The 23,075-nt window shown below is 71.1% G+C and carries 21 protein-coding genes; 9 read left to right on the top strand and 12 right to left on the bottom strand.

Annotated features, from left to right (window positions below; all coding sequences use genetic code 11):
* Nucleotides 1-33 precede the first annotated feature (33 nt).
* From ACFV4F_RS12665 to ACFV4F_RS12655, 3 genes are all read left to right on the top strand, one after another.
* Nucleotides 34-516 (top strand): hypothetical protein, encoded by a 483-nt coding sequence (locus ACFV4F_RS12665; protein ID WP_380502067.1) that lies wholly within the window; start codon nt 34-36, stop codon nt 514-516.
* Nucleotides 517-897: 381 nt separating this feature from the next.
* On the top strand, nt 898-1,248 hold the full coding sequence (locus ACFV4F_RS12660; RefSeq protein WP_380502065.1) for a cupin domain-containing protein: 351 nt from the start codon (nt 898-900) through the stop codon (nt 1,246-1,248).
* Nucleotides 1,249-1,401: 153 nt separating this feature from the next.
* Complete coding sequence (locus tag ACFV4F_RS12655; protein ID WP_380502063.1) at nt 1,402-2,478, top strand: response regulator transcription factor; 1,077 nt, start codon at nt 1,402-1,404, stop codon at nt 2,476-2,478.
* A gap of 10 nt (nt 2,479-2,488) precedes the next feature.
* Here the strand turns inward: ACFV4F_RS12655 and ACFV4F_RS12650 are convergent, their stop codons facing one another.
* The 6 genes from ACFV4F_RS12650 to ACFV4F_RS12625 all read right to left on the bottom strand — a co-directional run bounded on the left by ACFV4F_RS12650 (nt 2,489) and on the right by ACFV4F_RS12625 (nt 8,217).
* Nucleotides 2,489-4,069: a CocE/NonD family hydrolase gene (locus ACFV4F_RS12650; protein WP_380502061.1), complete on the bottom strand. Its 1,581-nt coding sequence runs from the start codon at nt 4,067-4,069 to the stop codon at nt 2,489-2,491.
* 108 nt (nt 4,070-4,177) lie between these two features.
* Nucleotides 4,178-4,708 (bottom strand): GNAT family N-acetyltransferase, encoded by a 531-nt coding sequence (locus ACFV4F_RS12645; RefSeq protein WP_380502059.1) that lies wholly within the window; start codon nt 4,706-4,708, stop codon nt 4,178-4,180.
* 262 nt (nt 4,709-4,970) lie between these two features.
* Nucleotides 4,971-5,375: a hypothetical protein gene (locus ACFV4F_RS12640; protein ID WP_380502057.1), complete on the bottom strand. Its 405-nt coding sequence runs from the start codon at nt 5,373-5,375 to the stop codon at nt 4,971-4,973.
* 235 nt (nt 5,376-5,610) lie between these two features.
* The gene (locus ACFV4F_RS12635; RefSeq protein WP_380502055.1) at nt 5,611-6,363 is read right to left on the bottom strand and encodes a DUF998 domain-containing protein; all 753 of its coding nucleotides are present in this window, start codon (nt 6,361-6,363) and stop codon (nt 5,611-5,613) included.
* Nucleotides 6,350-7,060 (bottom strand): trypsin-like serine peptidase, encoded by a 711-nt coding sequence (locus tag ACFV4F_RS12630; protein ID WP_380502053.1) that lies wholly within the window; start codon nt 7,058-7,060, stop codon nt 6,350-6,352. Before ACFV4F_RS12630 ends, ACFV4F_RS12635 begins: the two co-directional genes overlap by 14 nt.
* Nucleotides 7,061-7,182: 122 nt before the next feature.
* Nucleotides 7,183-8,217: a hypothetical protein gene (locus ACFV4F_RS12625; RefSeq protein ID WP_380502051.1), complete on the bottom strand. Its 1,035-nt coding sequence runs from the start codon at nt 8,215-8,217 to the stop codon at nt 7,183-7,185.
* A 448-nt stretch (nt 8,218-8,665) separates the two neighbouring features.
* On the opposite strand from ACFV4F_RS12625, the gene ACFV4F_RS12620 reads away from it, so the two are divergent.
* Nucleotides 8,666-10,183 (top strand): peptide MFS transporter, encoded by a 1,518-nt coding sequence (locus ACFV4F_RS12620; protein WP_380502049.1) that lies wholly within the window; start codon nt 8,666-8,668, stop codon nt 10,181-10,183.
* 77 nt (nt 10,184-10,260) lie between these two features.
* On the opposite strand, the gene ACFV4F_RS12615 is transcribed toward ACFV4F_RS12620, so the two are convergent.
* A complete protein-coding gene (locus ACFV4F_RS12615; protein WP_380502047.1) occupies nt 10,261-12,483 on the bottom strand; it encodes a tetratricopeptide repeat protein in 2,223 nt (740 codons plus the stop codon).
* A 657-nt stretch (nt 12,484-13,140) separates the two neighbouring features.
* Here ACFV4F_RS12615 and ACFV4F_RS12610 point away from each other — a divergent pair.
* A complete protein-coding gene (locus tag ACFV4F_RS12610) occupies nt 13,141-14,307 on the top strand; it encodes a sensor histidine kinase (RefSeq protein ID WP_380502045.1) in 1,167 nt (388 codons plus the stop codon).
* Nucleotides 14,308-14,439: 132 nt separating this feature from the next.
* Nucleotides 14,440-15,105: a response regulator gene (locus tag ACFV4F_RS12605; RefSeq protein ID WP_380444873.1), complete on the top strand. Its 666-nt coding sequence runs from the start codon at nt 14,440-14,442 to the stop codon at nt 15,103-15,105.
* Between the two features lie 31 nt (nt 15,106-15,136).
* On the opposite strand, the gene ACFV4F_RS12600 is transcribed toward ACFV4F_RS12605, so the two are convergent.
* Nucleotides 15,137-15,748 carry a signal peptidase I gene (locus ACFV4F_RS12600; RefSeq protein ID WP_380502043.1) on the bottom strand — a complete coding sequence of 204 codons (612 nt, stop codon included), beginning with the start codon at nt 15,746-15,748 and terminating at the stop codon, nt 15,137-15,139.
* A gap of 93 nt (nt 15,749-15,841) precedes the next feature.
* Complete coding sequence (locus ACFV4F_RS12595) at nt 15,842-16,492, bottom strand: hypothetical protein (RefSeq protein ID WP_380502041.1); 651 nt, start codon at nt 16,490-16,492, stop codon at nt 15,842-15,844.
* A 258-nt stretch (nt 16,493-16,750) separates the two neighbouring features.
* On the opposite strand from ACFV4F_RS12595, the gene ACFV4F_RS12590 reads away from it, so the two are divergent.
* Nucleotides 16,751-17,629, top strand: a complete 879-nt coding sequence (locus ACFV4F_RS12590) for an LLM class flavin-dependent oxidoreductase (protein ID WP_380502039.1) — start codon at nt 16,751-16,753, stop codon at nt 17,627-17,629.
* A gap of 71 nt (nt 17,630-17,700) precedes the next feature.
* On the opposite strand, the gene ACFV4F_RS12585 is transcribed toward ACFV4F_RS12590, so the two are convergent.
* The gene (locus tag ACFV4F_RS12585; RefSeq protein WP_380502038.1) at nt 17,701-18,144 is read right to left on the bottom strand and encodes a GntR family transcriptional regulator; all 444 of its coding nucleotides are present in this window, start codon (nt 18,142-18,144) and stop codon (nt 17,701-17,703) included.
* A 249-nt stretch (nt 18,145-18,393) separates the two neighbouring features.
* Nucleotides 18,394-19,677: a peptidoglycan-binding protein gene (locus tag ACFV4F_RS12580; protein WP_380502036.1), complete on the bottom strand. Its 1,284-nt coding sequence runs from the start codon at nt 19,675-19,677 to the stop codon at nt 18,394-18,396.
* A gap of 372 nt (nt 19,678-20,049) precedes the next feature.
* Between ACFV4F_RS12580 and ACFV4F_RS12575 the strand changes: the two genes are divergently transcribed.
* Entirely contained in the window at nt 20,050-20,742 is a 693-nt protein-coding gene (locus ACFV4F_RS12575) for a response regulator transcription factor (protein ID WP_380502034.1), read from the top strand.
* A gap of 182 nt (nt 20,743-20,924) precedes the next feature.
* A complete protein-coding gene (locus tag ACFV4F_RS12570) occupies nt 20,925-22,313 on the top strand; it encodes an ATP-binding protein (RefSeq protein WP_380502032.1) in 1,389 nt (462 codons plus the stop codon).
* A gap of 228 nt (nt 22,314-22,541) precedes the next feature.
* On the opposite strand, the gene ACFV4F_RS12565 is transcribed toward ACFV4F_RS12570, so the two are convergent.
* Nucleotides 22,542-23,018 carry an RICIN domain-containing protein gene (locus tag ACFV4F_RS12565; protein WP_380502030.1) on the bottom strand — a complete coding sequence of 159 codons (477 nt, stop codon included), beginning with the start codon at nt 23,016-23,018 and terminating at the stop codon, nt 22,542-22,544.
* Nucleotides 23,019-23,075: the final 57 nt, after the last annotated feature.

The following is a 23,075-nucleotide window of genomic DNA, read 5'->3' as shown; positions in this document are numbered from 1 at the left end:
CGGCATCGTCGGATCACCGTCGGAGCACCGTCGATGATCAAGGACGATGCTACCGACGCGGCAGTGAGCTACGGTCACCGTGTGGAGAATGAGGTGTTCCCGCCGTACCCGGTGCGGGACGTGCGCGCCCGCTACGTGTGGCAGGTGGGGTGTCCGTCCGACTTCGCTGACGTGACGGTGGACTTCGAGCCCTGGGAGGACGGGATCGTCCTGGAGGTCGCGCACGGGGCGGAGCTCGTCGGAACGATCCCGGAGGGTGAACTCCGCTCGTGGCACGAGTCGTTCGTCGAAGGCATCCGCGAAGAGCTGGCCGCACGCGGCGCGGGTGGGGTGGCGCTGGCCGTCCTCATCCACCGTACGGTCATACACGACGTGGATTCGAGCGCACGCTCCTTCCGCGCCGCCGGCCGGGTCGCCGTCCGGGAGGCGTTCGTCCGGATCGACGGCCCCGGCCCTGCTCTTGCGGCTCCCTCACGTCCGCATCGTCGTCAGTCCTCGATCCCGGTAAAGACTTGAGCCGACCGTACGGCGGTACCGCCGGGCCCGAGGGGTCGCCGTGCAGCCGGCACCTCCGTCCGGCCCGGCCCGGTCTCGGATGCCGCCGGATCCGGGGCCGGCGTGGAGAACGGGGAGCCCACGGGTCCCTGCGGCTCGACGAGCGGAACGTCGACCGCGGCGTCGGCGTGGGAGAACGGCTGGGCGAGCTGGCGGCGTAGTGGACGCCCGGAATGATCGATCATCCTGACAGGATGTCATCGATATTCGTCGTTCGTGCCCGCTCCATGCCCCGCCGCCCCTCGCCAGGTACGGGACACCCGCCCGGATTCACGACCGTTCGGCACCTCGGGGCGTCCCCACTAGGATCGGTGCCTTTCGGATCTCGCGAGGAGAGCCCACGTGGAGTTGTTCCGGTTCGACCGCGCGGACAAGGCCATTGACCGCTTCGACAGCGTGGGCGCGACCGCCGCTCACGTCGCCGCAGGACCGGGATCCGCCCATCTCACCTATCTGACCATCGGACCGGGAGGAACGATCGGCTCCCATCCCGCCCCGGTTCGCCAGGTCTTCCTGGTGATCACGGGCGAGGGCTGGATCTCCGGTCCGGACGGGCACCGGATTCCCGTGTCGGCCGGCGACGGTGTCCGCTGGGAGCCCGGCGAGGACCATGCGTCCGGCACGGCCACCGGTCTCACCGCCCTCGCGCTGGAAGGCCCGTCCCTGGACGTGCACCTGTCCGACCCGTCGTGACCTCGTCACCGGACCGGCGACGCGCCGAGCACCACCTGGAGCGCCGCCTCGGCGCGCCCCCGACTGGCCGGAACCACGCCCGTCGGGAGGAGGAGTGGGGGCCCGCCGATCGGCGCGTGGTCGGGGCACGAACCGGGTGTTAGGTTCCGCGTCATGGGGTTACGGAACGCGCGGGCCGCCGCCGAGGCGGGTGCCATCGAGGGGCTGCGGGAGCTCGCCGCGGCCGCCCTGCCGACCGACCGGATCTTCCGGACGGCGGACGAAATCCTGCGCCCGGTGCTGGAGTTCGACGCCGTCTGCTGGCACACCGCGGACCCGGCCACCGGGCTCGTCACCTCGGTGCAGAGCGAGGACCTGAGCCTCGCCGCGTACGACCACGCCGTCCAACTGGAGGTGTGGACGGACGACTTGGCGACGTTTCCGAAGATCCGCCGGGCGGGCCGCCGGGCCGAGACGATCAGCCACGCCAGCCAGGGCCGGCCCGGGCGCAGCGTCCGCTACCGCGAGCAGATCCGCCCGGCCGGGTTCGGGGACGAACTGCGCGCCTGCTTCGACGCAGCGGGCGGCATGTGGGGCTGCGCGGCGTTCATGCGCGCGCCCGACCGCGGCCCGTACCCGGCACGGCAGCGCAGGTTCGCGGACCTCGCGGCGCGGCACCTCGGCAACGCCCTGCGCGCCTCGCACGTCCCGCCGTCCGGTCGGGTGGGTGAGGATGGTGACCGCGCGCCAGCCGTGATCGTGCTCGACCGGGCCAACCGGCTCCTCGCCCTCTCCGGCCCCGCCGAGGACCTGCTCGCCCGGCTCGCCGACCCGACGCCCACCGCGCTCGACGTGCCCACCGCCGTCGCGATGGCCGCCGAGCACGCCCGCCGCGCGGCCCACGGACTGCCCGCGTCCCAGCTGCCGGTTCGGGTGCAGACCCGCGACGGCCGCTGGTACGTGCTGCACGGCTCCGCACTTCGCGGCGCGGGTGTGGCGGGCCAGGCGACGGTGGTCGCCTCCCCCGCCACGCCCGCCGAGACGGTGCCGCTCTACCTGGCCGCGTACGGGCTGACCGCGCGCGAGCAGGAGGTGGCCCTGCTGCTCGTGCGCGGCTGCGACACCCGTGAGGTGGCGCGGACGCTCGCGATGGCGCCGTACACCGTGCAGGACCACCTCAAGTCGGTGTTCGCCAAGGCCGGGGTGGCCAGCCGGCGGGAGCTGGTCGCCCGGATCATGCTGGGTGCCTAGTGCCGTGGCCCTAGCGGACCGGGACGGAGACGTCCGCCGGGCCGAAGGTCACCGTGCTGCCCTCGGGCGTCTCGCCGCCGTACAGGTCGTCCCGGGTGCCGAGCACGAGCGCGAGGCGGTGGCCGGCCGGGACGTCGTAGGCGGTGGGGAACAGCGTGACGTCGAGCGGGAACGGCTGCCCGGCCGGGCGTCCGGCCCAGCTCTGCGGGGCGTGCGCGACGAGGCGGCCGACACCGAGCGCGTCCACGTCGTACAGGTACGCGACGGCCGTGCCCTGCGGCGCCGAGCTGGTGACGGTGGTGTGCACGCGGACCGCGCCGCGCACCCGCAGGCCCTGCCCGTACGGCTCCGACTGGCGGACGGCGGCGGCCGAGCGGTCCAGGAACGGCACGACGACGGTCGGCGGCTGGTGCAGCCACTGGTCGATCATGCCGGAGAGCAGGACGACGCCGCCGCTCGCGCCCGACGACTCGTCGCCGCGCACGGTGGTGCTGCCGTCGAGGCTCAGCCGCTCGGTGCGGGAGCTGACGGAACTCCAGTCCGGGTAGGCCTCGTGGGCGCCGGACGGGCGGACCTCCAGGTCCACGCCCTGGGGGCCCTGCGAGCCCGCTGCGCCCATCAGGTAGTGGTCGAGCCAGCCGCGGGCGTTGTCCCAGGTGGCGTTGGAGAAGCCGAGCAGGCCGGTGAATTCCTGGCTCGCATGGTCGCCCGGGCGCAGTTCGAGGCGCTTGGGGACGGTCAGCCGCTGGTAGAAGTCGGCCATCTGGCCGGGGTTGAAGAAGCTGTCGTTCCAGCCGTTGGCGAGGTAGATCGCGGCGCCGTTGGCGTTGATGCGGTCCAGGTAGGTGGCCGGGGAGCGGACGCCCGCCCACTTGATCACGTCGGGCAGGTCGTGGTCGCCGAACAGGTCGTCCAGGGCGGTCGCGAACTCCGGGCTCTTGCGGCCGGTCAGGTGCTCGATGTTCTCCAGGCGGGTGGCGGCGGCGGTGTGCCGGGTCTGCCCACTGTAGAGCGCGTCGGTCAGGTCGGCCCAGCCGCTCAGCGAGGCGACGGCCTTGATCCGCGGGTCGAACGCGGCGCCGAGGAGGGTGAGTCCGCCGCCGAGGGAGAGCCCGATCATGCCGACCCGGCCGGGGTCGGCGGAGGTGTTGGCGAGGGCCCAGTCGATCACCGTCGAGATGTCGGCGACGTCCTTGGGCCCGGCGACGTCCACCTGCCCGCCCGAGCCCCAGAACCCGCGCACGGTGTACGTCACGACGACGTACCCGGCGGCGGCGAACTTGTGCCCCTGGGCGACGTACTCCAGGTCGTTCTGCCCCCAGCTCGCCGGCTGCACCACGACCGGGTACCGCCCCTGCGCGTCCGCCCCCGGTGTCCCGGCCGGCGGGGTGAACACGTCGGCCTTCAGCACGACCCCGTCCGAGGCGGTGATGCTCGCCAGCCGGAACCCGCCGAGCGCCGACGCGGACGCGGCGGCCGCGGGCGCCGCGACGGCGGCCGGCGCCACCGCGGCCCCCGCCCCCAGCCCGAGCGCCACGACGAGCGCGACGCTCACCGCCCGGTGTCCGCCACTGCGGTGGGGTCGTGCCATCACGCTGTTCTCCCTACTGCTCACAACATCCGATCGCAGGGAGCCTAACGATCTGACGCCGCCTCAGACGAGACGATGATCAGCCAAACTACTGGCCGGTAACCCATCTCACCGCGGCACACCACCACGCCGGACCCACTTCAGAAGCGTCTCCGGTTCACCGTGGTCGAGGTCGACCTCGGTACCCGCGAAGAGGAACCCGGCACGTCGGGCCACCGCCTCACTGGCCGCGTTCCCCTCGCCCGTCCAGATGACGACCTGATCCGCCCCGGCGTCCAGGGCCCAGTCACTCAGCGCACGGACGGCCGCCGTCGCAGCCCCCCGGCCCCGGCTGTCCGGAAGGAGGGCGTAGAAGACCTCCGGATGCTCGCGCGTGACGATGATGCCCGCCGTGCCCACGGACTGGCCGTCGAGGCGGACGGCATAGCGGCGGCTGACGCCGTCGCGGCTGCGGGCGTGCCCGAGCTCGATGCGTTCGCGGGCCTGCTGTTCGGTCATGTCGGCCCGGTAGAAGGTCCAGCGGACCACGTCGGGCACGCGGGACAGCTGCTGCTCCAACGGCCAGTCGGCGAGCTGCAGTTCCAGGAGCTCGATGCCGTCGGCCCGAAGGGCGGTGGGCGGGAGGGGGTTCAGCGGCATGGCGTGGTCAGCCGTTCGGTCGGGGGTCGGTGTCGACGGCGATTCTCGCAAGGGCGCGCGGGACGTCGAGGAAGAGCGGCGCGTTCAGCCAGGCGAGGTGCCAGAACGAGATGTCCATCCTGTGACACCCCCACCCGCGACCAGTGAGCAGCAATCAGTAAGGAACCACCATGACATCAGGCTTGACCACCGCGACGGTCGGCACCGCCAGCGGGACGCCCCACCCCCGTCAACTACTGGCCGGCAACCTCTGTCGAGGCTGTCATGCCGTTACGCCCAGTGCGGCGGAGGCCTGGACGAGGGGAACCGTCTTCATGTCCTCAGGCATGCCCGCGCCCTGGACGGACATGACGGTGACGACCCGGTACCGGCCGGGATCCGTGGCCACGTCCTTGAAGCTCGTACCGGGGCACGCCCGGTCGATGGTCAGGTGCTCCTCGTAGGGCTCCTCTCCGACGCGATAATCCAAGGCGACGGTGGCAGTGGGACCGTCGCCGCGGTGGGGCGTCTGCGTCGCGACGATCTTCCCGTCCTTGAGGAGGAGAGCGGTCGGTGGGACTCCGATGAACGGCAGCGTCAGCATCTCCGCGGGGTCCTTGGCCGTGATCCGGTAGGTGACGGCGATCCCGGTGCCATCGAGTTCGGCGCGGGGGAGGGTGAGGTACACGTGGTCGCCGGCGAGGGACTCCGCACGCGGCGGGGCGATCGTGGTCCCGCAGGCCAGGGTCCGTTGCCGACGCTCGTCCGGTGGCGCTGTCGGGACCGAGCCATCGAGTGTCGCGACGGGGGCGCTGCTCGCGCAGTAGGCGGCGAGGATCAGCAGGGGAGTCAGGTACAGGGCTTTCTTCAGGGTCGTTCCTTGGGTTCCAGTGATTCATGCCCAGGCCGGGCCGGTGTCCATGTCAGCGAGAGGCGGGTTCGACCGCCTGACGCCTGGTGCTCCAGGCCAGGCTGATGAGCCATGCGGCCACGATTGCCACGTGCGCACGCTGGACGAGCCCGTGCAGACTGCTCTCGTACGCCGACAGCGCGATGTCGACGAGCAGCAGGCAACAGCTCAGAACGCCCAGGAACGACTCCCTGGGGAGGCCCCGACGAAAGCGGTACGTGGTGGGCGCGAGGCGGTGCGCCATCCTCATGGCTGCGAGGAACGCGGCCTCCACCAAGGTGCTCAGGGCAACGTGTGTCAGGGCTTGCGAGGGCAGGATGCCGTTGAAGCCCAGGGTTTCACACCCCTCCTCCAAGGAAGGGGAGCACTCCATGGGGGACAGGACCGCGCACACACTCGTCATGACACCGGCGCCGAGGAGCGTCAGCCAGAGGAAGGTCCGTGCCCAGCAGACATGTTGGGCCGAGGAGAACAGTCTGGCGATGCAGCCGTACGCGATGAGCGCACCCGCTGCGGCGTCGCACGCGGCGAACAGGGATCGGGTCGGCTGGCCTTCTGCGGCGAGTTCCGAGATGAAGGAGCGGCCAGGAGGAAGACCCGTGACCACGAGGTTTTCGAGCGGCCACGCGCTGTAGAGCACCGCACCGGCGATCAGGAGGGCCGTCGCGCCGTCCCACTGCCGCAGGCCCAGCGCCGGACGGGCAGATCCGCGGCGCGGCCCGACGGCATGGAGGGTCGGGTTGGCGGAAGGTTCACTGCCGGCCATGGGTCGCCTCGACGTAAAGTTCCGTGAGCGCCTCGCCGAAGACCGGACTGTAGGTTATCCAGTCCACCGGCCCTCCCCCGCCCTTCCCTCCGGTCACTCCTATGACCTCGCCGGTCATGCCGTCGAAATTCGACAGCCACGGCCCTCCGGAGACCCCGCTGGCGTAGCCGTCGCAGCTCATGCGCAGGTACCGGCCTCCAGAGAGCGTGCCCGTGCCCGCAGTGCACCTGACGGGCAAGTCGGCCGGATTCTTCCGGCGCCAGGGGTATCCGATGACCGTGACAGGACCGTCGTGATGCCACGAGCCCCTCCGCAGGGAGTTGGCTCCCGTGACCGTAGCGATCGGGGCACCTGCCGAGTTCGGCCTCAGCCGCACGAACATGAAGTCGAACTCCTCACCCTCCGGGGTGCGGGAGAAACGCGGATCGGTCCAGGTCCTATCCACATCCCAAATACCAAAAGGCTGCCCGGAACTCCCCTCGGCCCCGTCATATCCCGGAATGAACCGCGTTTTGCCGGCCTGAACGCCACAATGGGCGGCAGTGATGACGATGCCACCCCCAGGACTCTCGATCACAGCACCCGTGCAATTGTGCTCCTTGATATCCCTGCCGCCATCGACGAACACCCCCACGCTGGATATCCCGCCAAATCGTTTGGCGACCTTGATCGACTCATGGGTCACCAGGGCGGACATCCCGAGGAGAACGAATATCGATGTGACCACCGAGGCAGCGACCACGGCGACATGCCTGGGGCCGGAAGTTCCCGCCCCAGGCATCAGAAATCACGTCCCACGAATAGATCCAGAGATCTCTATCAGGGGCGGGGCTTCGACAGCTTCACTTCCCGACCCAGGCCCTTGCTCGAAGTGTCCTGGAACAGGGAAAGTCCGCCGTTGGGCCACCGGAGGAGGAGATCGTCCCGCAGATTCGTCGGCTTCCCCTCGGCCTGATGATAGTTGCCGATCGCCATCAGGCCGCCTTCCCATTCGTGGTCCCCTGCCGGCCGAATGAACGACTCGGAGTGGAGGCCCTTTTCGACGGAATAGTCGTAGACGCTCACCCGACCGTCGCTCCAGCGAACCATCAGGTCGCTCATGCTCTTGTCGCCGGTTCCGTCGAGGTGCCCGGCGGCGACGGTCCTGGTCGCCCTCCACTTCTTGTCGGGCGCCCGAAGCTGACCCTGCTCGCCGAATCCCGCAGCGGTCAGCCCGTAACGGGTGACCTCACCGTCCGTCCAGAGGACCACGAGATCGTCCAGACCCCCGTCCTTGTGGAACTTCCCGGAGGTGATGCTGACGACGTTGTTGTGCCAGACCCCCTCCTCACCCGCGGGCGGGGCGATCTGGATCTCCTCCTTCAGCTTGTGACCGGTGGAGACGTTCTTGAACAGCGAAGCGGCTCCGCCCCGCCAGCGCACGAACAGGTCATTGCTGCCGGAGCCGGTGAAATTGCCCGCAGTGATGGAGACGGCATCCTTCCAGCGCCCCTCCGAGCCGGGCTCCGCCAGCTTGTGGACCTTCGAGAAATTCCCGTCGGATTCGTTCTGGTAGAGCAGGACCTGTCCGTCCTTCAAGCAGGCGACGATGTCATCGGTGCGCCTTTCCTGCTGCTTGTCCGAGTAGAAGAAACCCGATGTGACCTTCCCGGCCTTGCCCCAGTCCGCCTCACCCACCGGATCCTTCGCCCCGTTGAGGCCCGCCGATCCGGCGCCACAGGTCTGCTGGTCAATCGGGGCCTCCCCCAGGCCGTCGGAGGACTTGCTCCCGACGGCATGCGCCGTCCCCGCCACTCCGAGCATCGCCGCAGCAGCCGCTGCCGCCGCAAATGAAATACGTCGAATCATCGCCATGAAAGTTCTCCCCCAATGGGAACTGACGGTCGGGATCCATATTCCGACTGATCCCGATTGCTTCGGCCGACTCTATGCAGAGCAACCTCGGGGCGTCCACAAACCAAATAGGGCGAGTGGGAATCCAAAGTTCATTGACCGATTACCGATGGCGTACAGGTCTCGACCCGTCCCCAACCAGCCACCCGAAGCCGTGCAGGCGACCCGCCGGTAGTCGACGTTGGTGCACGGGTGGGCCCCTGGCGCACATCGAAAGGGCATCGGGCGGGGACGATCGGCGACTGTCGCGGCCCGCGCGTGGCGGCCTAGAAATGAGGGGCCTGTGGGCGATCCGGGCCCTCCGGGACGAGACGCCCAGGCGGCCGGACTCCGTACCGGCCCCCGATCCGTCGCAGGGGTGCAACGCCCCCACGCGCGACCAGTGAGCAGCAATCAGTAAGGAACCACCATGGCACCAAGCCTGACCAACGAGACGGTCGGCACCGCCAGCGGGACGTCCCACTCCCGTCAACCCCGTGGCCTGGCCACCCTGTTCATGACCGAGATGTGGGAGCGGTTCTCCTACTACGGCATGCGCGCCCTCCTCGTCGTCTACCTCATCTCGGGCGGGCCGGACTCCGCGGCGGGCAGCCAGGGCGGTGGCCTCGCCATGAAGATGGCGACCGCGACGGCCGTCTACTCGGTGTACGTCGGGATGGTCTACCTCATGGCCATGCCCGGCGGCTGGCTCGGAGACCGGGTCTGGGGCGCCCGGAAGACCGTCACCGTCGCCGGCGTCGTGATCATGTCGGGCCACTTCCTGCTCGCCGTCCCCGGGCAGGCGATGTTCTTCTCCGGGCTCGCGCTCGTCGCCGTCGGCTCGGGCATGCTGAAGGCCAACATCTCCACGATGGTGGGGCACCTGTACGACGGACCGGCGGACCCGCGCCGGGACAGCGGCTTCACGCTGTTCTACGTCGGCATCAACCTCGGCGCCTTCGTCGCGCCCTTCGTCATCGGCACCGTGGGCCAGGAGTTCAACTGGCACCTGGGCTTCGCCCTGGCCGGCGTGGGCATGGCCCTGGGGCTGCTCCAGTTCCTGCTCGGCACCCGGCACCTGAGTGCGAAGAGCGACGTCGTGCCGAACCCGCTGAGCCCCCAGGAGCGCTCCAAGCTCCTCGCCACGGCGGCAGCCGTCGCGGGTGTCATCGCGCTCTTCTACACGGGCGTGGTCATGGCCGGCGCGTTCACCCTGGAGTGGGCGCTCCTCCCGCTCTCCCTGGCCGGTCTGCTGATCCCGGTCGGCGTGCTGGTCCGGATCAAGCGCGACAAGGAACTCTCGGACACCGAGCAGGCGCGGATGAACGGCTACATCTGGTTCTTCGTCGCCGCCGCCGTGTTCTGGATGATCTACGACCAGGGCGGCTCCACGCTGGCCACCTTCGCGGAGGGCAAGTCCGCGAACACGCTGCTGGGCTTCGACTTCCCGTCGACCTGGTTCCAGTCCCTCAACCCGCTGTTCGTCATGGCCCTGGCCCCGGTCTTCGCCGCGCTGTGGCTCGGACTGGCACGCCGGGACCGCGAACCGAGCACCGTCGTGAAGTTCGGCCTGGCCCTCGTCCTGGTCGGCGCCTCGTTCCTCGTCTTCGCCGTGCCGCTGGCCGTGGCCGGCCCGGACGAGAAGGTGAGCCCGATGTGGCTCGTCGCGATCTACCTGGTCCAGACGGTCGCCGAGCTGTGCCTGTCCCCCGTGGGCCTTTCCCTGACCACGAAGATGGCGCCGGCGAAGTACGGCTCGCAGATGATGGGCGTGTGGTTCCTCGCGGTCACCGCCGGTGACTGCGTGGCCGGTCTGCTCTCGATGACCGGTGTGAACCTCAACGGCACTCCGGCCATCGTCGGTCAGGCGGCGCTGGCCGTCCTCGCCGGCGTCGCGATCCACCTGGGCCGCCGGACCGTCCGGTCCCTGATGGGCGACGTGCGCTGATCTGCCGGGCGCGAAACGGCTGCGGTCCCAAACCCGAACCCCGGGTGTGGGACCGCAGCCGTTCTGTGTCCGGCAGGTCAGCCTTGGTCGTCCCGTGCGGGCTCCGGCGCGGACTCCGGCGCGGCCTCCGGCCGGGCCACGAGGACGGGACCGCGGGTGAGGGCGTCGAGGCGGGCGCGGATCCGCTCGGCGTCCGGGATCCCGAGCCGGTCCGCAACGCCGAGGGCGCTGCGCAGCCAGATCTCGCCCTCGGCCTCCGAGCCCTCCTCGCACAGGCCGATCCCGGCGCCCTCCAACGCGAGCATCTCCTGGTACGGGAGCGGCAGTTCGCAGGCGAGGTCGCGGGCCTGCGCGTAGTGGGTGTGCGGGTTCGACCAGCCCGTCTCCGCGAGCAGCCGGCCCAGCAGGTTGAGCGTCTGCGCCTCCGCGCCCGGGTCCTGGAGGTCCCGGCACAGGCTCAGGGCGCGCCACAGGCTCTGGAGCGCAGGCTCGTAGGCGCCGGTGGACCGCTGGGCGTCGCCGAGCACGGCGAGCGCGCGGGCCTCGCCGGGCCGGACGCCCAGCTCGTGGTAGCCGGCCACCACCCCGGACAGCCATTCGACCGCGACCCGGGAGCGACCGGCCGCGTGGTCCAGCCGCGCCAGCCCGAGGAGCGCGTCCAGCTCGGCCCGCCGGCGGCCCCCGTCGCGGTGCAGCTCCAGCGCGGTCGTGAACTCCCGTGTGGCCAGGTCGCTTTCGCCGAGCGCGAGATGGGCGTCCCCGAGCAGCAGCAGGGTGTCCGCCCGTCCCTCGTCGTGGCCCAGGACCCGGTGGATCTCCAGCGCCTCCCCGTGGCTCCCCAGGGCCGCCGCGTACTGCCCCATCAGCTGCTGCATCCGTCCGAGTGCCGACAGGGCATCGGCCTGCCCCAGTCGGTCGCCGATCGCGGCATAGAGGTTCACGGCCTCCCAGTGCCGGGCGGCGGCGGCCTGGTACTGCCCGGTGAGCTCGCCGACGACGCCCAGGCCGAGGCTGGCGTCGGCCCGGCCGGGGCGGCTGTTCAGGAACTCGGACAGCTCCAGCGCCGGCTGGAGGTTCTGGGTGGCCTGCGTGTGATTCCCCAACGTCCGCTGGGCGCGGGCGAGTCCGACCATCGCGGCGATCTGGCCGTGGCGGTCCCCGTCGGCGAGGTGGAGGTGCAGCGCGGCCTGGTGGGTCTCCACCGCGCTCTCGTACCGGCCCTGTGCCTCCTGGACCAGGCCGAGCCCCGAGAGCGCGTACGCCTCGCCGGTGCGGTCGGCCAGGCCCCGGTACAGCTCCAGTGCCTGGGAGTACCGCTCCTCGGCCGCCGCCTGCTCGCCCGTCAGCCCGTCCAGCTCGGCCAGGTTGAGGAGCGTCTCGGCCCGGCCCGGCCGATCGCCGAGGAGGACGGCGCTGTCGAGCGCGAGGTGGTGCAGGACGCGGGCCTCCTGCCAGTGACCACGGCCACGCAGGTAGGCGTGCAGCGCGGCCGGCAGGTGGACGGCGTGGGCGTGGCGGCCGTGCCGGATGGCGAACTCCACGGCGGCCTGCAGGTTGGCGCACTCGCCCTGCATCCAGGCGATCGCCCGCTCCGGGGTGGACAGGTCCGGGGCGCGGTCCGCGCCCGGCGCGAGCCGTCCGGCCGCGAGGAGGGGGCGGCGGGCCAGCTGGCGGTCGGCCGCCGTCGCGCAGGCGAGGTAGTGGTCCAGGAACCGGTTGATGGCCGCCGCACGGGTGTTGGGGCCGTCACCGAACGCCAGCACGCGGGCTGGTTCGTGCAGCACCCCGGGCAGTCGGTAGCGTCCGTGGGCCGATTTCTCGACGAGGTGGCGTCCGACCAGGCCGTCCAGCAGGGCCTCGACCGTGGCCGGATCACTGTCGACGAGGGCGGAGGCGGCGAGGACGTCGAAGTCCGGACCGGGAACCAGCCCGATCCTCCTGAGCAGGCGCTGCTGCGGAAGCGCCAGGTCGCGGTACGCCAGGTGGAACGCGGCGGCCACGACGGCGGGGACGGTAGCGGGCACGGCGGGTGTGCCCGTCGACTGCCGTGCCGTGGCGTCCAGTTCGGCGCTGAGGCTGCCGAGCGACCAGAGCGGCCGGTCCCGGAAACGGGCCGCCGTCAGCCGGATGGCGAGCGGGTGGTACCCGCAGCGGGCCACCACCTCGGTCACCGCCGGGTCCTCCTCGGCGAGCCCGGTCCGGGCGGCCTCGGCGACGAAGAGCCGGGCGGACTCCCGCGCTGCCGGGGTGTCCGGCACGCCGGGGAGCCCGGGGAGTCCGGGGAGTCCGGGGAGTGCCACCGCCTCCGGGCCACGATCGGGTGATGTCCTTGCCCGGCTGTCGGGTCGGGTCCTGGGCGGGCGTCCGGACGCGAGGGTCACGGCGGCCCGGACGAGGCCGGTGCTGCGGGTGCGAAGTCGGCGGATGCTCATGGCGCTTTCTCTGCGGAGTGGTCGTGCCGGATCGGCGGGGGCGGACGGAGGTCAGCGGGGCCGACCGGCGGAGAGAGGGCCTCCGCTCTCCTTCGCGCCAGGGGTAGGCAGCTCGGTCGCCTCGGCGGACCGGAGGCCGGCCAGGATCCGACGGAGGACGGCCTCATGGGCGGTCCATTCCGCGGGAATGTCCTCGGGCAGGACGGGAATTGCGGGCACGGGGATTCCTGTCTTCGGAAGGGTGATCTCTCGGGCGCCAATGATCATGCCTGTGCCCATCCGTCCCGGCCACGGCCGAAGGTGGTCGGAAACGCATCCGGAGTTGTGAATTGCATTGCCATTCGTGCATGGAGAATCCGGCGTCGCCACGGAATACTTCCCCGCTCCCGCTGCACCCTGCCGATGATCGAATTCCGCCCGCCGAGACGCCGCGGCGATCGAGAGTCCGCAGCGATCAAGCAGGAAAACGTCTAGAATCGTCATCTTTCGCCCGAATCAGCCGCATTCGATCAAGGACCGCCCCCCGTGACGCTCTCCATCGCTCCGGACGCCTTCGAGCGCTGGTACACCGCCTTCACGAAGCCGGCCGGCCGGTCCCGGTGGACGCGCGCCGACCTGCTGATCGTGGGGCTGGTGGGCATCGGGTCGGTGAACAACGCCCTCAAACCGACGACTGGCCTGCTGTGCGACGTCGTGCCCAGCCTCGCGGTCGCCCTGGTGGTGACGGCAGGCTTCCTGTGGCGCCGGCAGGCCCCCCTGGCGGTCACGGTGCTGACCCTCGCGGGGCTGGTCCTGGACGGTGCCCGCACGCCGGTCTTCCTCGCGCTGTTCAGCCTCGCCAGGTTCCAGCCGCGGCACCGCGCGGCAGTCATCACAGCCGCCGGCGTGCTGTCCGTCCCGCTGAAGGCGCTGCTCCCCGGCCGCCCCGGGGAGTCGCTGACGAACGACCTCCTCACCGCGGCCTTCTACGCCTTCTTCCCGGTCGTCTGCGGGCTGGGCGCACGGGCCTACGAGCACAGCATCGTCGCCCTGCGCGAGGAGCGCGAGCGCCGGGTGGCCCAGACCAGGGCGGAGGAACGCGTCCGGCTCGCCCGCGAGATGCACGACGTCCTCGGGCACCGCATCGCGATCATCGCCATGCACGCCGGAGCCCTCGAATTCGTCCCCGGCGTCAAGCCGGAGAGTCGGCGGGTGGCGCGTGCCATCGGCGACACCGCCCGGGCCGGCCTGCGGGACCTGCGCCAGGTGCTGGGCGCGCTGCGCGACGGCGACGACTCGGTGATCGCGGGCCACTGCCTCTCCGACCTGGAGAAGCTGGTGGCCGAGGCCCGCTCGTCCGGCCTGCCCGTCACCTTCGCCACGAACGTCTTCGGCCCCGTCCCGCCCGAGATCGCGCTGACGGCGTACCGCACCGTCCAGGAGTCGCTCACCAACGTCGTCAAGCACGCCCCGGAGGCGAGGACCGAGGTGCGGGTCTCCACAGCGGAGGGCAGGCTCGAAACCATGGTGCGCAACGACCCATCGCCGGTCCCCGCCCGGCGGATCGCGGTGGCGGGTGACGGCTTCGGAATGATCGGGCTACGGGAACGCCTCTTGCTGCTCGGCGGGGATTTCCACGCCGGTCCCACCGACGGGGGCGGCTGGCGCGTCGTGACGTCGGTCCCGCTCGACAATCCGGCCGCAAGCCCGTGACTCCGGTGAGTCCCGCGAGTCCCCACTTTCGGCGGGCGCACCATTCACTTTCGTGAACATCCGCCGTGCGACCCTCGGAGATCTTGATCCGGAGCCCCTGACGAAACGGGGACGAACCCAGAGGAGACGGCAGTGATCCGCGTGCTTGTGACGGACGACGAGCCGCTCGTCCGGTTCGGACTGCGCGCGCTGCTGGACGCCACCGACGACATCACCGTCGTCGGCGAGGCCGCCGACGGGGCCACGGCCCTCGCACAGGCCCGGGCCCTGGCGCCCGACCTCGTGCTGACCGACCTCCGGATGCCCGGCATGGACGGGATCACCGCCACCAAGCAGCTGCTGGCCCTGCCGAATCCGCCGATCGTCCTGGTCCTGACCACCTTCGACACGGAGGAGGGCGTCACCGAGGCCCTCCAGGCCGGTGCCGCCGGCTACCTCCTCAAGGACGCCCCGCCCGAGCAACTGGTCGGCGCGATCCGGCTGGTGGCGAGCGGCGGCACGGTCCTGGCCTCGGCCTCGGCGGCCCACCTCGTGAACGCGTCCCGCGACCGCTCCGACCAGGCGGTCCGAGTCCCCCCGGACCAGCGGCGCCGCCTGGAGAAGCTCAGCGAGCAGCAACGCGAACTGCTGCGCCTGGTCGGCGGCGGCCTGTCCAACGCGCAGATCGCCCAGCGGATGTACCTCGCCGAGGGCACCGTCAAGGCGTACGTCTCGCGGCTGCTCACCGCGCTCGCCGTCGAGAACCGGACCCAGGCCGCCATCCTGGCGCACAACGCGGGGCTCCTCGACGGCGAGTAGAGCGGTGGAACAGAGCGGGAAGCAGAGCGCCTCAGGGCGCCGCGACGGCGGCCCCGGATCGCCGGGAACCGGTCCAGCAGCCCCGCAGCAGCAGCACGTACAGCACCACGGCGACCGCCAACGGGCCCCAGTCCCGGTCCTCGGCCCAGGTCCAGGCCTTGCCGGCCCACGGGACCGCGACCGTGACGATGCCCGTGAACTCCCCGGCCCTGACGAGCAAGGGGTCCGGATCGGGGTTGGCATCGCCCTTGGTCCGGTAGGCGGCACCACTCTCCAGACGCTCGACGGCACGGTGGGTCGTCGGGCGACCGTCGTGTAGGGGGTCCTTGAACGAGATCACCGCTCCACCGCCGATCTCGCCGAGGTCCGCCGACCGCGTGACGACCACATCGCCCCTGCTCAACGCGGGCCTCATGGAGTCGGAGATGACCACGGACGGACTCCAGCCCCAGACCAGCGCCGCCAGGGGCATCAGCACCAGGCTCGTGACCAGCGTGACGACCGCACGGCAGAACGCGACGCTTACGACGGCCCACCAGCTCTCGGTCTCCTCATTGGCCTGCTCCTGCTCTACGTCGTGCTCCTGGGCCTCCGGCTCCTGAGCACTCGCTCGCCCCTCCTCCGGCTTCGAATCGCCGTTCACCCCGTACGCCTTCCTGCTTTTCTGTCGGTGTTACCTCACCTCACGGCGGCACCTCGCTTCCTAGCCGGGCGCCGCCGCGAGGGTGGAGGGGTACTACACGGCGTCGATCTCAGCGCCGAGGTCGAACTTCAGACCGGAGTTCTCGGCCTCTGCCGGGGCGTTGTCGGCGAGCTTCCACTCAAGCGTGACGTCAGCCTTGTTCTCGGGGGCGTGGACGTTGTTCCGGTCGAGCTTCTCCCGCCGCAGCTCCATGCGGCCCATCTTGTTCTTGTCCGTGTTCGTCATCTCGTACCACGCGGCGAGGGTCTTCTGCTCCTCCGTCGTGTGGTTCCCCTGCTTGATGGTGATCTTGAGGTACAGGTTCTTGGCCAGCTCGGTCTGCGAGGGAATGATGATCGGCTCGCCGCTCTTCGTGACGGTGATGTCCTTGAGTACCACCTGGCCCCAGCTCTCCTTGCCCTCCGACTTCTTGGGCTCGTAGGTGTAGGTCACCTTGGCGCTACCCGGCTTGCCGGGCATCAGGTTGGACACCTTGACGACGGCGTCGGTGCCCTGGTCGCTGCCGACCTTGGACTTCGTCCAAGAACCCGACTCGATCGTGTTGTCCTTGTTCCACGCGCCAGCCTTCACCGTCGCGTGGGTGGCGCCGAGCACCATCGCCCCCGCGGCCAGGACACCGACCGGCACGGCCGCCAGCTTCGTCCAGCGCTTAGCGGTCTCGGTGCGCCGGTTGTTCATCGTCATTGAATTGATCTCCGCTTTTCGGATTTTCCGCGGCCGGCCGGGTCGGCCAAGCACCCATCGATCAAACCTGGGGCGGGCGAATCCAAAGTGGACCGGACGGGCAGCGAAAGTGGCCTTCCCCGGTGCTACCGTCCTTTTGCGCCCATTCGACCAGGAAGCGCCATGATTAACACCACCCGCACACCGGAGTGGAATTCCTCGCACGCGGTGCGGGACGGACTCCAGGCTCCGCGACCCGAAGGGCTCCCCTCAACTCCGATGGAACTGATCGTCGATGATCAGGCGCCGATCCACGTGTCGGGCCGCGAGCACGCGTTGACGGGCGCGGCGGCCGCCGCGCAGGAGGCCGTCCGGCTGGCGGTCGACTGCGAGGAGCTGGGCTGGGACGGCTACTGGGCCGCCGTCGACCCCGGCACGGTCCGTCACTCGCACATGCTCACCGCCATGGCCTCCGCCGCCGCCACCATCACCGGATCCATACGGGTCGGAACCGGATTGGTCCTGCCCGAGGACGGCGGCCCGGTCCGCGGCGCCGCCGGCTTCATGTCGCTCGCCCACCTGCACCCGCGGCGGACCGATCTGATCGTCGCCACCGATCCGGACGCCGCTCACGGCACGCCTTTCCCGGGCCCCCGGCTCACCGCGTTGCTCGCCGCCCTCCGCTATGAGGACGTACACGGCTCCCCCACCGCTCCACCGCGGATCTGGCTGACCGGACAGCGTGCCGAGGACGCCGCCGTCGCGGCGGCGTACGGGCTTCCGTTCTGCCTCGAACTCCCCGCCGATCACCTGCCGCGCCCGGACTTCCTGGACCACTACCGGAAGTTCTGCCGCACGGAGGCCGGCCCCGGGGCACCGCGCGTCGCGCTGGCGCTGCGGATCGCGTGCGCCGACAACCCCGACGAGGCCGCCGCGCTGCAGGCCCTGCTCGCCTGGGCGGAGCCGCCTACGGCCACCGCTCGGCCTCGGACGCTGGTCGGCACGCCCGACCGGATCAGGCCACACCTGGCCTACCTGCTCGACCTGTACCGGCCCGACACCCTCGCCGTCTCCACCCCGTGCCCGGACCACGCGCTGCGCATCCGCTCGTACACCCTCGTCCAGGACCTCGTCACCGGCCTGCGCCCTGCCCCCTGAAACGCAAACAGCTGAAATCTGAGCAGCTGAAACGCGAACAGCACCCCTGCCCGGGGTGCTGTTCGCGGCGGTCACGGCCGTTCCTCGTTGACGTAGGTGCCCGGCGAACCGGGCCTGACCACCAGCAGGTGCTGTTCGATCAGCGCCTCGACGGCCTGGTTGACTACGTCGAAACTCACCCCGTACGCCTCCGCGAGCGCCCGCCGCCCGGGGATCCGCCCTCGCAGGCTGCGCGCCTCGATGCGCTCACGCAGATCCGCAGCCACGCCCAGCCACGCCACCGATCCGGGGGGCTGCGGCAGGAGCCAGGGCGGTCGCCGCAGCAGGGTGACCGCAGCCCGCCGGACGAACTCCGCCGTGGGGACGGGGATTCGGTACAGGCGAGCGATCCGCCCGACCGCCGGGACCCGCTCGGGCGACCTGGGCCGGGGCAGCCGATCGACCAGGTCGGCGGCGAGGTCCCGGTACTCGGGCCGCCTCTTCGTCCGCTCCGACCGGCCGACGTCATCGCACATCTCTTCCTCGATCCCTGTCGATGGTTCAGGCGGGTCGGTCCCACCGTGCATCGATCCTGGGTCCTCGCCGATCCCCCCGGTAGACCGGAAAGTCACCGGGGGGATGCACCAAAGTGAATCGAGGAAACCGCCGACCGGTACCCGCTCAGGGGCCCTCGATGCGCTCCACGATGAGTCTCGGTCCTACGTGTCGAGGACAGTGCCCGGGCCACCGTCCACACATGGCTGACCCGGCATCACGCATTCACCTCATCGGAACAGCAGTCGCCAGGTGTGCTCCCCCGGGTATCCGTCCGCGTCGGCGCCGTGCCAGCCCTGGTCGGTCTGGAAGGCCTGCACCGCGCGGCGGTCCGACTCGCTCCAGGCAGGCCCCGGGCCCTGTCGGTAGTACCGGCCGTAGCCCTTGGCCACCAGTTGCCTGCCGAGGAGCGCCACGTGGTCGTTCCGCTGGCCCGGCCTGAAGTGCCCGGCCCCGGGAAATGCCGGGGGCCGGTTCGCGGGGTGGTCGGCGGGGCGGTCCGCGCCGGGTCCGATGTCCTTGCCCCGGCCCTCGACGAGCAGTCGCCAGGTCTGCGCCCCGGGGATTCCGTCGGCGGCCGCCCCCGACCAGCCCTGCGCCTGCTGGAACGCCCGGGTGGCATCACTGTCGGGACGGCCCCAGCGCGGGCCGGGCCCGTGCTGGTAGAAGCGCCCGGCGCCGCGGCCGATCAGCATGGTGCCGAGCCTGGTGACGTCCGCGTTGTCGGCCCCGGGGCCGAACCGTGCCGCGCCCGGGAAGGCGCGATCGGAACCGTCTCCTGGTATGTCCTCCTCCTGGACACCGTTGTAGCGGTACGGGATGTAGGACGACCCGTGCGAGGTGTACGCATAGGGAATGGTCCGCTTGATCGCACCACGCCCGCCGGCCTGCTCCAGCACCACGTACCGCGTGTGCTCCCCGTCGGCCCAGCCGCCGAACAGCACCACGTGCGAACCCCGTTGGGGGTTCGCGGTGTTGTGGAAGAGCAGCATGTCCCCCGGGCGCAGCTCCGTCCTGGTGATGCGGGTCGCGTACTGGTGCAGGTCCCCGGTCCAGTGGCTGCCGGGCAGGGACCACGCCATCGAGACGAAGCCGGAGCAGTCGGTGCGGTAGCCCTGGCGGTAGCGGTTCATGCTGTACGGGACCCTGGCATCGATCCAGCCCTGGGCCCGGGCCAGGATCTGGGCACGGGTCAGCCGGGGTGCGGCGGTCGCCGCGGAGCCGGTGGAGGGACTGGGCATGCCCTGCGGGGACGGCGAGCCGTCGTCGTCGCCCGTCGGTTTACCGACGGGCGCGGCCGGTGCGGCGCCCTCCGCCGCGACGGCCTCGGTGGTCCCGGCGGTCCCGGCACCGGCGAATGCCGCCGCGGTCATGGCACCCGCCGCGACCAGCCTGGTCGCCCGTACGCGGGTCGAACGGGCCACGGCCGCCCGGTCCTGCGCGGCGGCCTCGGCGCAACCGGGGCACGGGCAGTCGGCGGGTGCGGGGATCTCGCTGAATTCCGGCAACGACATCGTGGGTGTCCCTGTCTCAAGAGCAACGACGTCCTCGGCAGCAGAGCCGGGACCGAGGACGGAAGGTGAATCGGCGGTCGGTGCAAGGAGCGGTCCGAGCTCAGCCTCCGGGCGCATCCCCCGCCGGACCGGCCGGTGACGGCCGGGGCCTCGCGATCGGGCGGTCTTCCGTGCATCGACGCCGGGAACGCGCGGGCTCGGCGAACACGCGGGCCCGGCAAACACCCAGGCCCGGCAAACATGCGGGCCCGGCGCCGAACGTCCGGAGCCGCTGGGTGAAAGCTAGACCACGTACCGGCCGCCACCGGTAGTCTCCTGAAGTCTGCTTCAGGGTTACCGGAGGGTTGCGACGACGGGCGTCATGCTGGCGTCATGCGTCTGCTGCTCGTGGAAGACAACGCCAGATTCGCCGACCTGCTCCGCCAGGGCCTGGCCGCCGAGGGCATCGACGCGGATTGGGCCCCCGACGGGCACGCGGGCCTGCGACGGGCCCTGGAGGGCGACTACGACGTGATCGTCCTCGACGTGATGCTGCCGGGGATGCACGGGTACGAGGTGGTCGCGCGCCTGCGGACGGTCGGCGACCGGACGCCGGTCCTGATGCTCACCGCCAAGGACGGGGAGTACGACATCGCCGAGGGGCTGGAGACCGGCGCCGACGACTACCTGGTCAAGCCCTTCTCGTTCGTCGTGCTCCTCGCCCGCCTGAAGGCGTTGGTGCGGCGCAGCGCGCAGCGGACCCCGACCGAGTGGCTGGTGGGCGACCTGCGGGTGGACCCGGTGTCGACCCGGGTCTGGCGCGGGGGGACGGAGGTCGAGCTCACCGGCAAGGAGTTCGCCGTCCTGGCCTGCCTGGCCGAACGGGCCGAGCAGGTCGTCACGAAGCCGGAGATCATCAAGCGGGTCTGGGAGGGACGGTCGCCCCGGCCGCTCAACGTCGTCGAGGTCTACATCAGCGCCCTGCGCCGGAAGCTCGACACTCCCTTCGGGCTGGTGAGCATCCTCACCGTGCGGGGCGCCGGCTACCGGCTCACGGCACGGCACTGCGGCACCTCCCGCCCGTGAGCCCCGTGAGCCCCGTGAACCAGCGAATGGCGAACTGACGCCGTACTCAGGATTCGTGGCCGGACCTGCGCACTCAGGCATCCTGGTGGGATGCGTCTGCTGCCCGTTCCGTCAGCCCCTCCCGCCACGACCGTCTCCTGTGAACAGCCCCGGGACGACGCCGCCCGACCGATCGGCCGCCGGTGAACGAGCAGTCAGCGCGGTTGAGGCGGTCGGCTCCGCGAACGCTGCGCGCCCGGGCCACCGCCGCCGTCACCGCGGCGTTCACCCTCGCGCTGGTCGCGGCCTCGGCCGCGTTCCTCGCTGCCCTGCGGGCCGACCTGTGGGAAGCCGCGAGGGACGAAGCACGGCGGAACGCGGTCTCGGCCATGGAAGTGCTGGAGGCGCAGAGCAGCTCCTCCGGCGGCAGCTACACGGTCCGGGGCGGCGCCGTCGGCGCCGTCAGCCTCGGCGACCCCGGTACGACGGCCGCGCAGTGGGATCCCGGACCGGTCGCGCAGCACCCTTCCGCGGCAGTGTCACCGACCTCTGCCTCCCCGTCCGCCGGCGCCCCCTCGGACGCGACGGCCATCGTGAACTCGGGCGACGGCCGCTTCCAGGTCGCCGCGGTCGTCGACTTCGACGCCGCGCGCGCGACGCTGCTCAGCATGTCGTCGTGGATGATCCCCATCCTCCTCGTCCTCGTGCTGTTCTGCGCCTGGCTGACCTGGACCGCGGTCGGCCGTGTGCTGGCGCCCGTCGAGGCGCTGCGCCGCGAGGTCGCCGACATCACGGCCGGTGACCTGCACCGGCGCCTGCCCGTACCCGGCGGGCGCGATGAGATCGCCCGCCTGGCCACGGCCATGAACGCCACGCTGGACCGGCTCGACCACGCGGTGGCCAGGCTGCGCACGTTCACCGGGGACGTCTCCCACGAACTGCGCAGCCCCCTCGCCACCCTGCGTACGCGTCTGGAGCTGTCGCTGGCCCACCCGGACCGGACCGACTGGCCGCGGACCGTCGCGGACGCCCTGGAGGACACCGACGAACTGGCGGGGCTCGTCGACGACCTGCTGCTGCTCGCCCGGCTCGACGCGCACCGCCCGGGCCGCGAGAGAGAGGTGGACCTCGCCGAGCTGGCCCGTGCCCACGGAGCGGTCCCGTCGAATTCGGCCGCCCCCGTCGTGCTCGTCGACGCGCCCGGCCCGGCAACGGTCCGGGGCACTCCCGCGCACCTGGGCCGCGTCCTCACCAATCTCGTCGACAACGCCCGCCGCCACGCGCGCGCCGCAGTCCACGTCCGGGTCGCGACGGAGGACGGCAGCATCACGCTGGAAGTCGCCGACGACGGTCCGGGGATCCCGCCCGCCGACCGGGAACGGGTCTTCGAACGATTCACGCAGCTCGACGCGGCCAGGACCAGGGGCTGCGGAGGAGCCGGCCTCGGCCTGGCGATCGCCCGGTCCATCGCCACCACCCACCACGGCACCCTCACAGCCGAGGCTCCCGCCGGGACGGCGCCCGGCGCCCGGCTCGTCCTGCGTCTGCCCGCCACCGAGCGCAGACCACGACCCAGGACGGACGAGAGCTGAGACCACGAAGGACCGCCAGACGTCAATGACGCCTGGCGGTCCCGGAATTGCTGCGGTGCCCGGTGTCATTCAGGCCGGCACCGGATCCGCGTGGAAGAGCATGTCCCTACTTGCGCTGCTTCTCCGGCCGGACCTTCTCCCTAGCGCCGACGGGCTCCTGCGGGTGCCCACCACGCTGGGAAGAGTCACGCAGCGGTCCAACCACCGCGGAGATCGTCTCCGGGGTTGTCAGCCCACCTGAAGCTTCCACTGCTGATCGGGGATGTCGAGGCAGTCCCACTGGAGGGCGTCGGCCCCCTCCTTCTTGCTGCCCTCCCGGATGCCCAGGCAGTAGCCCGAGTTGCTGTTGACGAGCTGCCAGTTGGAGCCGTGGACGAAGTTGAGCTTCCAGTGCCGGTCGTTACTGCCGTCACACTTCGCCTGGACCGCCGGGGCGCCCTTGTTCTTGCTGCCTTCCTGTATGCCGAGGCACAGGCCGTGACCGTTCTCGATCGTGTACCCCTGCCCCGCCTCCTTGAACGTCCAGCTCTGCTCAGGCTTCTTGCTGCAGTCCCACTGCTGGACGAGGCGGCCGGGTTCGGACCCGCCACCCTTGGCGCCGATGCACATGTGGGACCCGACGTTCATGATCGTCGAACCACTTCCCGACGAGGCTTCGACCGCCGATGCGGGCGAAGACCCGGCCCGCCAGAATGCGCTGACCACGTCGCCCCATTTTACCCGGGCAACGATTACCGGTGAACGCAAAAAATATACCACAGA

This window comes from Kitasatospora sp. NPDC059722 (assembly GCF_042733235.1).
In the GTDB taxonomy this organism is placed as follows: Bacteria; Actinomycetota; Actinomycetes; order Streptomycetales; family Streptomycetaceae; genus Kitasatospora.
Note: the sequence above shows the minus strand (reverse complement) of the source record. Positions and strands in the feature narration are given on the sequence as shown.

Coding starts and splice junctions, on each gene's coding strand:
- ACFV4F_RS12650 (WP_380502061.1), bottom strand. CDS start 4,069: ATGGCACGACCCCACCGCAGTGGCGGACACCGGGCGGTGAGCGTCGCG.
- ACFV4F_RS12575 (WP_380502034.1), top strand. CDS start 20,050: ATGCGTCTGCTGCTCGTGGAAGACAACGCCAGATTCGCCGACCTGCTC.
- ACFV4F_RS12590 (WP_380502039.1), top strand. CDS start 16,751: ATGGAACTGATCGTCGATGATCAGGCGCCGATCCACGTGTCGGGCCGC.
- ACFV4F_RS12665 (WP_380502067.1), top strand. CDS start 34: ATGATCAAGGACGATGCTACCGACGCGGCAGTGAGCTACGGTCACCGT.
- ACFV4F_RS12625 (WP_380502051.1), bottom strand. CDS start 8,217: ATGGCGATGATTCGACGTATTTCATTTGCGGCGGCAGCGGCTGCTGCG.
- ACFV4F_RS12635 (WP_380502055.1), bottom strand. CDS start 6,363: ATGGCCGGCAGTGAACCTTCCGCCAACCCGACCCTCCATGCCGTCGGG.
- ACFV4F_RS12595 (WP_380502041.1), bottom strand. CDS start 16,492: ATGACGATGAACAACCGGCGCACCGAGACCGCTAAGCGCTGGACGAAG.
- ACFV4F_RS12655 (WP_380502063.1), top strand. CDS start 1,402: ATGGGGTTACGGAACGCGCGGGCCGCCGCCGAGGCGGGTGCCATCGAG.
- ACFV4F_RS12630 (WP_380502053.1), bottom strand. CDS start 7,060: ATGTCCGCCCTGGTGACCCATGAGTCGATCAAGGTCGCCAAACGATTT.
- ACFV4F_RS12585 (WP_380502038.1), bottom strand. CDS start 18,144: ATGTGCGATGACGTCGGCCGGTCGGAGCGGACGAAGAGGCGGCCCGAG.
- ACFV4F_RS12580 (WP_380502036.1), bottom strand. CDS start 19,677: ATGTCGTTGCCGGAATTCAGCGAGATCCCCGCACCCGCCGACTGCCCG.
- ACFV4F_RS12645 (WP_380502059.1), bottom strand. CDS start 4,708: ATGCCGCTGAACCCCCTCCCGCCCACCGCCCTTCGGGCCGACGGCATC.
- ACFV4F_RS12620 (WP_380502049.1), top strand. CDS start 8,666: ATGGCACCAAGCCTGACCAACGAGACGGTCGGCACCGCCAGCGGGACG.